At 65.7% G+C, this 12835-nt stretch carries 9 protein-coding genes; 4 read left to right on the top strand and 5 right to left on the bottom strand.

From position 1 onward, the window contains the following. Nucleotides 1–7: 7 nt before the first annotated feature. The 5 genes from OIK40_RS03080 to OIK40_RS03100 all read right to left on the bottom strand — a co-directional run bounded on the left by OIK40_RS03080 (nt 8) and on the right by OIK40_RS03100 (nt 9261). Nucleotides 8–733 carry a haloacid dehalogenase type II gene (locus OIK40_RS03080; RefSeq protein ID WP_273676126.1) on the bottom strand — a complete coding sequence of 242 codons (726 nt, stop codon included), beginning with the start codon at nt 731–733 and terminating at the stop codon, nt 8–10. 3 nt (nt 734–736) lie between these two features. Beyond that, complete coding sequence (locus tag OIK40_RS03085; RefSeq protein WP_273676128.1) at nt 737–2173, bottom strand: glutamate synthase subunit beta; 1437 nt, start codon at nt 2171–2173, stop codon at nt 737–739. A gap of 23 nt (nt 2174–2196) precedes the next feature. Further along, the gene (gltB, locus tag OIK40_RS03090; protein ID WP_273676129.1) at nt 2197–6837 is read right to left on the bottom strand and encodes a glutamate synthase large subunit; all 4641 of its coding nucleotides are present in this window, start codon (nt 6835–6837) and stop codon (nt 2197–2199) included. A gap of 288 nt (nt 6838–7125) precedes the next feature. Beyond that, the gene (locus tag OIK40_RS03095; RefSeq protein ID WP_273676130.1) at nt 7126–8019 is read right to left on the bottom strand and encodes a hypothetical protein; all 894 of its coding nucleotides are present in this window, start codon (nt 8017–8019) and stop codon (nt 7126–7128) included. Nucleotides 8020–8025: 6 nt separating this feature from the next. Continuing rightward, nucleotides 8026–9261: a TIGR04063 family PEP-CTERM/XrtA system glycosyltransferase gene (locus OIK40_RS03100; RefSeq protein ID WP_273676131.1), complete on the bottom strand. Its 1236-nt coding sequence runs from the start codon at nt 9259–9261 to the stop codon at nt 8026–8028. Between the two features lie 89 nt (nt 9262–9350). On the opposite strand from OIK40_RS03100, the gene OIK40_RS03105 reads away from it, so the two are divergent. The 4 genes from OIK40_RS03105 (at nt 9351) to OIK40_RS03120 (ending at nt 12775) form a co-directional block, all read left to right on the top strand. Then, entirely contained in the window at nt 9351–9566 is a 216-nt protein-coding gene (locus OIK40_RS03105) for a hypothetical protein (RefSeq protein ID WP_273676133.1), read from the top strand. A 3-nt stretch (nt 9567–9569) separates the two neighbouring features. Then, nucleotides 9570–10952, top strand: coding sequence for a DUF5935 domain-containing protein (locus tag OIK40_RS03110; protein ID WP_273676134.1), 1383 nt, complete (start codon nt 9570–9572; stop codon nt 10950–10952). A 101-nt stretch (nt 10953–11053) separates the two neighbouring features. Further along, nucleotides 11054–11503, top strand: a complete 450-nt coding sequence (locus tag OIK40_RS03115; RefSeq protein WP_273676136.1) for a MaoC family dehydratase — start codon at nt 11054–11056, stop codon at nt 11501–11503. 90 nt (nt 11504–11593) lie between these two features. Further along, complete coding sequence (locus OIK40_RS03120; RefSeq protein WP_273676138.1) at nt 11594–12775, top strand: acetyl-CoA C-acyltransferase; 1182 nt, start codon at nt 11594–11596, stop codon at nt 12773–12775. Nucleotides 12776–12835: the final 60 nt, after the last annotated feature.

Below are 12835 nucleotides of genomic sequence, written 5' to 3' on the forward strand. Positions count from 1 at the left end.
CGCGGCTTCAGCAGCCCAGCATGTCGGCAAGCTCGGTAAGGCTGGACGCGGACCATTCCCACGTCTGTTCGTAATGCGCGTCAGGCGCCGGCGCGCCGCCATATTCGTCCGGGCGATCGACATAGGCAGTCTGTAGCCCGCAGGCGCGCGCCGCCGTCAGATCGCCATGATGTGCGGCCACCAGACATAACTCGCCCGGTGCAATACCCAGCAATTCGGCGGTCCGCAGATAGGCCCGAGGGTCGGGCTTGTAGGCCCCGCTGACGTCCGCGCCGAGGATCGCGTCCCACGGCAAGCCGGCACGCCGCGCCATGGCGAGCAGCAGCGCGACATTCCCGTTCGAGAGCGTGACTATCGGCAGGCGTTCCTTCAGCCGGGTCAGTCCCGCAACCGTGTCCGGCCACGGGTCGAGCCGGTGCCAGGCGCGGTTCCAGTCGGCCAGCAGCTCTTCGTCGAGGCTTGCCGGGTCGATTGCGCGCTCGCGCAGCGCGGCTTCGAGCATCTCGCGATGGAGGACGTCGAGCGGGACGAAATCGCGACCCGATTTTCGCATCCCGATCATCGCCGCGATATATTGCCCGCGCCATGCATCGGCGAAGGCCGCGGCATCGATATCGCTACGTCCGATGGCCGCAAGAAATGCTGCGGATTCGCGCGTGACGCTGGTGCGCCAGTCGACGACCGTGCCGAATACGTCGAAGGCAAGCGCCTTGGGAAGGGGCGGAGCGGACATGCCTCAGCGCGGCAGTTCGGAAGCCCCCATCAGCGCCTCGTCGACCGCGCGCGCGGCCTGGCGGCCTTCGCGGATCGCCCAGACGACGAGGCTCTGCCCGCGCCGCATGTCGCCGCAGGCGAAGACGCCCGGCACGCTGGTGGCATAGCTTTCGGTGTCGGCATCGACATTGCCGCGAGGGCTCAGCGCCACGCCCGCCTGTTCGAGCAGGCCCGCCTTCTTCGGCCCGACAAAGCCCATGGCGAGCAGGATCAGATCGGCGGCAATGGTGAATTCGCTGCCGGCGACTTCCTGCATCTGGCCGCCGACCCATTCGACGCGCACACATTCGAGGCCGGTCACGGTCTCGCCGTCGCCCAGCACGCGCTTGGCCAGCACCGCCCAGTCGCGCTCCACGCCTTCCTGGTGGCTCGACGAGGTGCGCAGCTTCATCGGCCAGTCGGGCCAGGTCAGCGCCTTGTCCTCTTTCTCCGGCGGCTTGGGCATGATTTCGAGCTGGGTGACACTTTTGGCACCCTGCCTGTTCGAGGTGCCGACACAGTCGCTGCCCGTATCGCCGCCCCCGATCACCACCACATGCTTGCCAGTCGCGGTAAGGCTGCCGCGCGGCGCGGCGCGCAATTCGTCGTCACCCGCGACACGCTTGTTCTGCTGGGTGAGGAATTCCATCGCCAGCCGCACGCCGGGCATCTCCGCACCGGGGATCGACAGCGGGCGCGCATCTTCCGCGCCGCCTGCCAGCACCACGGCATCGAAGTTTTCCTGCAAGCTCTTGAACGAGATATCGACGCCGACTTCCTTGGAGGTTTTGAAGGTCACCCCTTCGGCTTCCATCTGCTGGCAGCGCCGATTGATGAGGTGCTTTTCCATCTTGAAGTCGGGGATGCCGTAACGCAGCAAACCGCCGACGCGGTCGGACTTCTCGAACACGGTCACCGAATGGCCTGCGCGCGCGAGTTGCTGGGCGCAGGCGAGCCCGGCAGGGCCGGAACCGACCACGGCGACCGATTTGCCGGTCTTCTTTTCCGGCACCTGCGGCGTGATCCAGCCTTCCTTCCACCCGCGATCGACGATCGCGCATTCGATCGACTTGATGGTCACCGGCTGATCGATGATGTTGAGCGTGCACGCCGCCTCGCACGGGGCAGGACAGATGCGGCCGGTGAATTCGGGGAAGTTGTTGGTGGAATGGAGCATGGTCAGCGCCCGCTTCCAGTCCGCCTCGTAGACGAGGTGGTTCCAGTCCGGGATCAGGTTGTTCACCGGACAGCCGTTGTGACAATAGGGAATGCCGCAATTCATGCAGCGCGAGGCCTGTGCGCCCAGCGTCGCATCATCCGGCTGGATGACGAATTCGCGGTAGTTCTTCAGCCGCTCCTTCGGATCGAGATAATCGCGATCGCGGCGATCCAGCTCGAGAAATCCGGTTTCCTTGCCCATGTCTTGGTCTCGTTCCTGAAGTCTTATTCCGCTGCGACGCTTGCCGCTTCGATCCGTTCCGCCTCGAGCCGTTTCAGCGCGGCAGCGTAATCGCGCGGCATCACCTTGACGAAGCGGGTTAGCGCCACGTCCCAGTCGGCCAGCAGTTCTCCCGCCAGCGCGCTGCCAGTGTGGAGCTGGTGGCGCTCGACAAGGATACGCAGCCGCTCGGCATCGTGGCGCAGCATGTCGCCCATGCCGAAGTCGTTGACCGAGCGCGGGCGCTGCGACGGCCGTCCGGTGCCTTCCTCGGCGTCCGGTTCGCCCGATACGGGTAGCAGATCGACCTGCGCGTGATTGACGAGGTTCGTGAAGGCGCCGTCCGGGTCATAGACATAGGCGACCCCGCCGCTCATGCCCGCGGCGAAGTTGCGCCCGGTCTTGCCGAGCACGACCACCACGCCGCCGGTCATGTATTCGCAGCCGTGATCGCCGGTGCCTTCCACAATCGCGATCGCGCCCGAATTGCGCACCGCGAAGCGCTCGCCCGCGACGCCGTTGAAATAGGCCTCGCCCGCGATCGCGCCGTAGAGCACGGTGTTGCCGACGATGATGTTCTCGTTCGAGGCACGCGGCGCGCCTTCCGGCTGGCGCACGATGATGCGGCCGCCGGAAAGCCCCTTGCCGACATAGTCGTTGGCATCGCCGACCAGATCGAGCGTGACGCCATGCGCGAGCCACGCACCGAAGCTCTGCCCGGCCACGCCCGTCAGGTTGATGCGGATGGTGTCGGTAGGCAGACCTTCATGCCCGTGCGCCTTGGCAATCTCGCCCGACAGCATCGCGCCCACAGTGCGGTGGACGTTGCGGATGTCGTAGGCCAGCTGCACCGGCTGCCTGGTCTCGATCGCGCTCCGGCAATCGGCGATCAGCGCATTGTCCAGCGCGCCTTCCAGCCCGTGATCCTGCGTTTCGGTATTGTGGAGCGGAGCGCCGTCCTTGAGCTCGACCCGGTGGAGGATGCGCGAAAGGTCGATCCCGCGCGCCTTCCAGTGGCGCTCCATCCGGCGGGTGTCGAGGCGGTCGACCCGGCCGACCATTTCCTCGACGGTGCGGAAGCCCATCTCGGCCATGATCTGGCGGAGTTCCTCGGCGACGAAGAACATGTAGTTGACGACGTGTTCCGGCTGGCCGGTGAAACGCGCGCGCAACACCGGATCCTGCGTGGCGACGCCGACGGGGCAGGTGTTGAGGTGGCACTTGCGCATCATGATGCACCCGGCCGCGATCAACGGGGCGGTGGCGAAGCCGAACTCGTCCGCGCCCAGCAGCGCGCCAATGGCGACATCGCGGCCCGTGCGCAAACCTCCGTCGACCTGCACCGCGATGCGGCTGCGCAGATCGTTCAGGAGCAGGGTCTGCTGGGTTTCGGCGAGGCCGATTTCCCACGGAGAGCCGGCGTGCGTCAGCGAGGTCAGCGGCGAGGCACCCGTCCCGCCGTCATAGCCGGCGATGGTGACGTGATCGGCGCGCGCCTTGGACACGCCCGCAGCGACCGTGCCGACGCCCACTTCGGACACCAGCTTCACCGAGATGCGGGCAACGGGGTTCACGTTCTTGAGATCGTGGATCAGCTGGGCGAGATCCTCGATCGAATAGATGTCGTGGTGCGGCGGGGGCGAGATCAGGCCCACGCCCGGAGTCGAGTGACGCACCGCGCCGATACGCTTGTCGACCTTGTGCCCCGGCAGCTGGCCGCCCTCGCCGGGCTTCGCGCCCTGTGCCATCTTGATCTGGATATCGTCCGAATTGACGAGATATTCGGTGGTCACGCCGAAACGGCCGCTTGCCACCTGCTTGATCCGGCTACGCATCGAATCGCCGTTGTCGAGCGGCTTGAAGCGGAACGGCTCCTCTCCACCCTCGCCGGTATTCGAGCGCCCGCCGATGCGGTTCATCGCAATCGCCATGGTCGAGTGCGCTTCGTGGCTGATCGAGCCGAGGCTCATCGCGCCGGTGGAGAAGCGCTTCACGATCTCGGAGGCGGGTTCGACCTCGTCGAGCGGGATCGGCTGGTCGGCCTTCTTGAACTCCAAGAGGCCGCGGATCGTTAGCAGGCGTTCCGACTGCTCGTTGATCGACTTGGCGAATTCCTCGTAATTCTTCGGATCATTGCCGCGCACGGCGTGCTGCAACTGGGCGACGTTCTGCGGCGTCCAGGCGTGCTCCTCCCCGCGCAGGCGATACTGGTAGATCCCGCCGACATCGAGCATCCCGTCATAGATCGGGTTGTCGCCATAGGCCTGCCCGTGGCGGCGCAGCGCTTCCTCGGCGACCTCGGTAATGCCGATGCCTTCGATGGTGGTGGCGGTGCCGGTGAAGAACTTCTCGACGAAGGCCGACGACAGCCCGACCGCGTCGAAAATCTGCGCGCCGCAATAGGACTGGTAGGTGGAGATGCCCATCTTGGACATCACCTTGCGGATGCCCTTGCCCACGCCCTTGATATAATTCTGCTGCACCTTTTCGGGGCTCAGATCGGGGTGCCGCTTGGCCCGCAGGGCCTCCAGCGTCTCGAAGGCGAGATAGGGATTGATCGCTTCCGCGCCATAGCCCGCCAGCACGCAGAAGTGGTGCACCTCGCGCGCTTCGCCCGTTTCGACCACGAGACCGGTCTGCATGCGCAGGCCCTGACGCACGAGGTGATGATGCACCGCCGCCGTGGCGAGCAGCGCGGGCATCGGCACGCGCGTGTCGCTCTGGGTGCGGTCGGACAGGATCAGGATGTTGTGGTCCTGCAGCACCGCCTCGGTCGCGGCCCAGCACATTTCCTTGATCGCCAGCTCGATGCCCTCGGCGCCGGTCGATGCGTCCCAGGTGATGTCGATGGTGGCGCAGCGGAAGGCGCCGTCCAGCGCCTCCTCGACCGAACGGATCTTGGCCAGATCCTCGTTGGTGAGAATCGGCTGGTCGACTTCCAGACGCTTGTGCGTGCCCGCATCATGGCCCAGCAGATTGGGGCGCGGGCCGATCATGCTGGTGAGGCTCATCACCAGCTCTTCGCGGATCGGATCGATCGGCGGGTTCGTGACCTGCGCGAAGTTCTGCTTGAAATAGTCGTAAAGCAGGCGCGGCCGGTTCGACAGCACGGCGAGCGGCGTGTCGGTACCCATCGAGCCAACCGGATCATCGCCCGCCACAGCCATCGGTTCGAGGAAGCGGCTGATGTCTTCCTGCGTGTAGCCGAAGGCCTGCTGGCGTTCGAGCAGCGTGGTTTCCTCGGGCGGAACCGCGGCCAGCTCGGGGATGATATCGGTGATGTCCTCGAGCTTGTACTGCGCCTGTTCGAGCCACTTGGCATAGGGCTCGGCACCGGCGAGATCGGCCTTCAGCTCGTCATCCTCGATGATGCGGCCCTGCTCCAGATCGATCAGCAGCATCTTGCCCGGCTGAAGCCGCCACTTGCGCACGATGTCTTCCTCGGCAAACGGCAGCACGCCGCTTTCCGAGGCGAGGCAGACAATGTCGTCCTTCGTCACGCAATAGCGCGCGGGACGCAGGCCGTTGCGATCAAGCGTCGCGCCGATCTGGCGACCGTCGGTGAAGCACACCGCCGCCGGGCCGTCCCACGGCTCCATCAGCGCGGCGTGATATTCGTAGAAAGCGCGGCGATCGGGATCCATCTGCGGATTGCCCGCCCAGGCTTCCGGAATCAGCACCATCATCGCATGGGCAAGCGAGTATCCGCCCGCGATCAGCAGTTCGAGCGCGTTGTCGAGACAGGCGGTGTCCGATTGCCCGTGCGGGATGATCGGCCACATCTTGTCGAGATCGGGGCCGAGCAGCTCGCTTTCCATCGTGCGGCGGCGCGCGTTCATCCAGTTGACGTTGCCGCGCACGGTGTTGATCTCGCCATTATGCGCGATCAGCCGGAACGGGTGGGCCAGTCGCCAGCTGGGGAAGGTGTTGGTGCTGAAACGCTGGTGGACGAGGCCGAGCGCGGACACGCATTCGGGATCGCGCAAGTCATCGTAGAAACTGCCCACCTGGGTCGCCAACAGCAGCCCCTTGTAAACGATGGTGCGGCTGGAGAAGCTGGGCAGGTAGGTGTCTACCAGCCCCGGCAGCCCGTGGCGTTCGGCCAGCTGGGCAAGCGGGTTCTGCACCTGCTTGCGGATCACCAGCAGCTTGCGCTCGAAAGCGTCCTGATCGGCGCAATTGGCCCCGCGCGCGATCACCGCCATTTCGATCACCGGCATCGAGGCGATCACCGCCATGCCAAGGCCGTCCTGCGTGGTGGGCACCGCGCGCCAGCCGACGAAGCGCTGGCCTTCCTTGGCGGTGAAGGTTTCCATGCGCGCCTTGACGAAATCGCGCGCCGCATCGTCCTGCGGCAGGAAGCACATCGCGACCGCGTAATCGCCGGGTGCCGGCAGATCATGGCCGTTTTCCGTGGCCCAGCGACGGATCAGCGGATCGGGAATCTGGATCAGGATGCCCGCCCCGTCGCCCAGCAGGGGATCGGCACCCACCGCGCCGCGGTGATCGAGCTTTTCCAGAATCTCCAGCGCCTGCGCGATGATCGCGTGGCTTTTATCGCCCTTGATATGCGCAACCATGCCGACGCCGCAGGCATCATGTTCGTTACGGGGGTCGTAAAGACCCTGGGAGACGGGGTATCCCATGGCAAAAGTCCGATCTGTCAGATGCCGGCAGACGCGCTTTGCGAGCATGACTGCTCGCAGGGGATTGCGCGCTCACCGGCAGGTCCATAGGGCGCGTTGGGCCACGGGCGGCCGCTCTTGCCCGGTTTCGGCCCCCTCATGCCGACAGGAAGCACTTTTGGCAATGGCTTTGCGCGAAGCTTTATTTCCCGCAGGCCTATTCAGACTATCGTTAGATTGCGCGTCTCGCATCAATGCGACCCGCAGGTTGCATGATTCGCGCGGAATCGCCGCTAGAATCTCTGGCGGTCAGGCTGCCCCGCGCAATTCCTGCAGACGGGTCAATGCGTCGCGCAAGGGCTCGCTCCCGGCACCGGAATCGTCCGCATCGCTCAACGCCGCCAGCGCCCGCAGTGCCTCGGCCAGCACGGCTTCGCGCGCGGCGGGATCGGCACGATGGCCGGAAGGCCCGGGGCCGGCCTGGCGTTCGTGAAGCGCGGCGGCAAAGCGTTCGACCATCTGCACAAGACTGAGTTCGCTCGGCGGCACCGCGCGCAATTGTGCGATCACACCGGGATTCGCGGGCGAGGCAGCAACGGCGGCGGCGACAGGTGCGCTTTCCGGAAGCGGATCGGGCACGTGATCGGGTTCCGAAACGGCAGCGGGTGCCACATCGGTCTCTTCAACCCACACCGCATTACGACCGGGCAATTCGGCAAATTCGGACAGGTCGAGCATGCGCGGCGGGGGCGGTGTTACTTGCGGTGCGGCGGCTTCGGCCTCCGGCTCGCGAGCGGCAAAAGGCATGGTCTCGATCGGTTCATCAAGGCTCGCGCTGCCCAGTTCGCTTGCCGGGTCGATCGTCTGCACCCGGCGCAGCGCCATCATGGCGAGCGAAGGGTCACTGGCCGGGCGCGGCGAATTGCGTCCGGCCTTCCGGCCCATCACGAAGAGCGCTGTGCCAAGCACCGTCGCGGCCAGCGCGGCGAGCACAAACTGGGCCATACCGCCCAGCACCCCCAGCCCGATCGCCACCGCGGCGGCAAATGCCGTTGCCGGCGGCAGAACCAGCACCACCAGACCACCCAGCGCCGCGCCCCACAGGCCCAGTACCGGCGCGAACAGCGGATGGGTGGCCAGCGGCCGACGCTGCTTGCGCGCGTGCTTGCGCTTGCCCGGCTTGTCCTTCTGCCCCCGTGTCATGCGCCTTTATCCCGCCTTTCGCTGTTCGTTGTCCCGGGCTAGCAAGAGATGGTAAACAGACAGATAATCACGCGCATTGGCGGCCCAGTCGTGGCGGTTGCGGACATGGGCAACGGCGCGCTCCTTGATCGCCTCCCAGCTTTCGCGCGCGCCGAACAGCCGGGCAAGCGCCGCGGCGCAGGCGGCCGGATCGTCGGGCGCGAAAAGCGTGCCGGTCTCGCCGTCGGTGATCAGTTCGCGGTGCCCGCCGACGGCCGATGCCGCGACCAGCCGGCGCTGCGCCATCGCCTCCAGCGGCTTCATGGGCGTGACCAGATCGGTCAGGCGCTGGCTCTTGCGCGGATAGGCCAGCACGTCGACCAGCGAGTAATAGCGCTCCACCTCGGTATGCGGCACGCGGCCGGTGAAGATCACCGCTTGCGGGTCCGGCAGGGCGGCAGCGGCGGCGCGCCAGGCGGCGTCCATCGGCCCCGCGCCGACGAGCAGCAGGCGGGCATCGGGGTGCGATTGCCGCAGGATCGGCATCGCGGCGATCAGATCGTCCACCCCCTCATAGGCGTAGAAGCTGCCGATATAGCCGATCACCGGTGCTTGCCTTGCGATACCGAGCTGTGCTGCCAGTGCATCGTCGCGCGCCACCGGCTCGCCGAACAGGTCCAGATCGACGCCGTTGGGCATGACATGAATGCGATCCACGGCAATCCCGCGTGCCGCCAAATCATCCTTCAACCCGTGGCAGATGGTGAACAATGCATCCGCCGCGCGCGCCACCCGCGTTTCCAGCGCGCGGGTGAGGCGGTATTTCAGGCTCCCCTCGGTGCCGGTGAGGTTGCCGACGGCGGCATCTTCCCAGAAGGCGCGGATTTCGTAGACGAAGGGAATGCCAAGCGCGCGTGCCGCACGCTCTGCCGCCGCGCCACACAAGGCCGGGCTGTGAGCATGGATGATGTCGGGCCGCCAGTCCTGCGCGAGTTTGTGAATGGCCGTGGTCAGCGCCTCTATCTCGCCCATCTCGCGCAAGGCAGGCGGGCCTTCGGGTCGCCCCGGCGTGCGATGAAAGATCAGCCCGTCAGCCTCCTCCGGCGAGCCATTGTCCGGTGCCTCGCAATTATGCCGCTGGCCGGTGATGCCGCGCACCTCCAGCCCGTGCCCCTGCTGCGCCTTGAGGATCGCGCGGGTGCGAAAGGTGTAGCCGGAATGGAGCGGCAGTGAATGGTCGAGGACGTGGAGCACGCGGGTCATGCGCCGTGCCCTAGCGCAGCTGTGCTTAACGCGGCGTCAACCGGGTGGCGGTAAGGCTGCCTGTCCGCGCCGCTTTGGAGCCGCATCCGATGATCGACTATTTCGCGCTTGCCCTCGGCCATGGCCTCATGGCCATCGCGCTGCTGCGGCTGGTGCTGCGCGCCGATCTCGACGCCGATCCGCTGATCGGGCGGCTGAAGAAGGATACGGCGGAAAACCGCATGGCGGCGAGCACTGCCGGTCGCAATGCCGCCCGCCGTGCAAAGTCGGGCAACGATCCGGCGGGCAAGGATGCGGGTGCCTAGCCCGTGCTCGATCTCGTTTTCCTCGCCTTCATTGGCTACATCCTGCTGCTCGGGCTGAAGCGGCCGTTCCTGTGGGTGCTGCTATATGTCTATATCGACATCCTCGCGCCGCAGCGGATCGGCTATTCGCTGATCGCCAGCCTGCCGGTTTCATTGATCGCCTTTGCCGCAGCCTTCGGCGGTTGGCTGGTGTTCGACCGGAAGGAGGGCGCGCGTTTCTCGGTCCGGCAAGGGCTGATGCTGGCGCTGCTCGTCTATTGCTGGTGGACGACAGGCCACGCCGATTTCCCCGAAGCCGCCGCGACCAAGTGGGACTGGGTGTGGAAGGCGCTGCTCTTTGCGATCTTTCTGCCCTTCACGCTGACGACCCGCGCCCGGATCGAGGCGCTGGGGCTGATGCTGGTTCTGGCCATTGCCACCATCGTGATCGGGACGGGCATGAAGACGCTTCTGGGCGGGGGCGGATACGACAACCTGAAGTTCTTCGTGAACGACAATAGCGGAGTCTACGAAAGCTCGACCCTGGCGACAGTGGCGATCGGGCTGATCCCGCTGATCTGGTGGTTCACCCGCCATGGCACCGTTTTCCCCCGGCACTGGATGGTGACCGGGTTCGCGGTGGCGCTCACCTTCGCCTGCCTGCTGGTGCCGATCGGCACCGAGGCGCGAACCGGCCTGCTGTGCATCGCCGCGCTTGGCGTGCTGTTGCTGCGCTATACCAAGCGGCGGCTGCTGTTCATTGCGGGCGCCGGGATGCTCGGCCTCGCCGCGCTGCCGTTCCTGCCGCAAAGCTATTACAACCGGATGGCGACGCTTGCCGAACCGGGCGGCGACGAAAGCGCTTCGACCCGGATGGCGGTGTGGCAATGGACATTGGACTACGTCGCCGAAAAGCCGCTGGGCGGCGGGTTCGATGCCTATCGCTCGAACCGCTTTTCTTATGTCATGCCGGTCAAGCAGGTCGATGGAAACACCACCACGGTGCAGTATCAGGAAGTGGTCGACGAAGGCCGCGCATTCCATTCCTCGATCTTCGAGCTGCTGGGTGAACAGGGCTGGCCCGGGCTGCTGATCTGGCTGGCGCTGCATGGGCTGGGACTGTGGCAGATGGAGCGCATCTATCGCCGCTGGAAAGGCAAAACCGCCGAGGAAGAAGTGTGGATCGCGCCCTTTGCCGCCGCGTTGCAGATAGGCACGCTGGTCTACCTTGTCGGCGCGACCTTTCAGGGGATCGGGTATCAGCCGGTGATGCTGATGCTGGTGGGCCTGCAGATCGGGCTCAATTCCTATTGCGCGCGGATCGATTCGGCGCGCGCTCTGCGCGATCGCAGTGCAAGGCGGCGCGATGCGATCGGCGGCAAGATCGGCAGTGCCGTAGCGGCATAGCACTGCGAGTTGCGCTGCCCCTGTTGTTGCGCCATGAAGCCCGCGCAAAACCAGCGCGACGGGCACGGGATTCCGTCAGCGCCAGCCAAGAGGAGGAGCCGATGACCCCGCAGGAAATAGCCGCCAAGGTCGGTGAACATTTCGCCACCAGCGAATGGGTGGAAATGAGCCAGGAGCGCATCAACCAGTTTGCCGATGCCACCGGCGATCACCAGTTCATCCACATCAATGAAGAAGCCGCCAAGATGACCCCATTCGGCGGGACCATCGCGCATGGCTTCCTGACGCTGTCGATGATCCCCTATCTTTCCGCCAACAGCGACATGCCGCGCGTCGACGGGATCAAGATGGCGGTCAACTACGGCGGCAACAAGACCCGCTTCATCGCCCCTGTCCGTTCGGGCAAGCGCATCCGCGGCCACTGGAAGCTGCTGGAAATGGCCGAAAAGCGGCCCGGCCAGTGGCAGCAGACCGTCGAAATCACGATCGAGATCGAAGGCGAGGACAAGCCTGCCCTGATCTGCGAGTGGATGACGCTCTACTTCGTGTGATCCGGCCGGCGGGTTGCCCCGCGCCGACACACCTTCCGATCATGCCCCCGCCCCCGCGCGGGGGCCAACCTCTCGAAAAGGAATACCCCCATGGCACGTGACGCCGTAATCGTTTCCACCGCCCGCACGCCGATCGGGCGCGCTTACAAGGGCGCCTTCAATGCCACGCCCGGCGCGACGCTGGGCGCGCTGTCGCTGACCCCCGCGATCGAACGCGCGAAGATCGATGCGGGCGAAATCGACGACGTGGTGTGGGGCGCAGTGCTCACCCAGGGCACCCAGGCCGGCAATATCGGCCGTCAGGTCGCGCTGCGCGCCGGCTGCCCGGTCACCGTCGCCGCCCAGACCATCGACCGCCAGTGCTCCTCGGGCCTGATGGCGATCGCCACCGCTGCCAAGCAGATCATCGTCGACAACATGGATATCGTGGTCGGCGGCGGTCAGGATTCGATCTCGATGGTGCAGACGCCGGAAATGCGCGTGTCGCCCGATCGTTCGCTGATCGCGATGCACAAGGACGTCTACATGCCGATGCTCGGCACTGCCGAGACCGTGGCCAAGCGTTACAACATCAGCCGCGAAGTGCAGGACGAATATGCTCTGCAATCGCAGATGCGCACCGCCGCCGCACAGGAAGCGGGCAAGTTCGACGCCGAAATCGTTCCTGTCACCGCGACCATGGCAGTGAAGGACAAGGAAACCGGCGAAATCAGCCATGTCGAAGTCAACCTAGCCAAGGACGAGGGCAACCGCCCCTCGACCACGCTCGAAGGTCTCCAGAGCCTTCAGCCGGTGATGGGCCCGGGCATGTGCATCACCGCCGGCAACGCTTCGCAGTTGTCGGACGGTTCGTCGGCCAGCGTGCTGATGGAAGCCAAGCTGGCCGAGCAGAAGGGCCTTGAACCGCTCGGCCGCTATGTCGGTATGGCGGTGGCTGGCACCGAGCCCGACGAAATGGGCATCGGCCCCGTTTTCGCGATCCCCAAGCTGCTCAAGCAGACCGGCCTCAAGATGGACGACATCGGGCTGTGGGAACTGAACGAGGCGTTCGCGGTGCAGGTGCTTTACTGCCGCGACAAGCTGGGCATCGATAACGACATCCTCAACGTCAACGGCGGCTCGATCTCGATCGGTCACCCCTATGGCATGACCGGCGCGCGTTGCACCGGCCACGCGCTGATCGAAGGCAAGCGCCGCGGTGCCAAGTACGTCGTCGTCACCATGTGTGTCGGCGGCGGCATGGGCGCGGCCGGCCTGTTCGAAGTGTTCTGAGCAGAACCTTCGCGGCACGAACAACAACGGCGCGGGAGGCAACTCCCGCGCCGTTTGTTT

Origin of the sequence: Erythrobacter fulvus (genome assembly GCF_028595285.1) — a bacterium.
GTDB classification, from domain to species: domain Bacteria; phylum Pseudomonadota; class Alphaproteobacteria; order Sphingomonadales; family Sphingomonadaceae; genus Erythrobacter; species Erythrobacter fulvus.

What these genes read in the sequence shown, in the direction of transcription:
- OIK40_RS03080 (WP_273676126.1), bottom strand. Translation starts at nt 733, where the DNA reads ATGTCCGCTCCGCCCCTTCCCAAGGCGCTTGCCTTCGACGTATTCGGC.
- OIK40_RS03085 (WP_273676128.1), bottom strand. Translation starts at nt 2,173, where the DNA reads ATGGGCAAGGAAACCGGATTTCTCGAGCTGGATCGCCGCGATCGCGAT.
- gltB (WP_273676129.1), bottom strand. Translation starts at nt 6,837, where the DNA reads ATGGGATACCCCGTCTCCCAGGGTCTTTACGACCCCCGTAACGAACAT.
- OIK40_RS03095 (WP_273676130.1), bottom strand. Translation starts at nt 8,019, where the DNA reads ATGACACGGGGGCAGAAGGACAAGCCGGGCAAGCGCAAGCACGCGCGC.
- OIK40_RS03100 (WP_273676131.1), bottom strand. Translation starts at nt 9,261, where the DNA reads ATGACCCGCGTGCTCCACGTCCTCGACCATTCACTGCCGCTCCATTCC.
- OIK40_RS03105 (WP_273676133.1), top strand. Translation starts at nt 9,351, where the DNA reads ATGATCGACTATTTCGCGCTTGCCCTCGGCCATGGCCTCATGGCCATC.
- OIK40_RS03115 (WP_273676136.1), top strand. Translation starts at nt 11,054, where the DNA reads ATGACCCCGCAGGAAATAGCCGCCAAGGTCGGTGAACATTTCGCCACC.
- OIK40_RS03120 (WP_273676138.1), top strand. Translation starts at nt 11,594, where the DNA reads ATGGCACGTGACGCCGTAATCGTTTCCACCGCCCGCACGCCGATCGGG.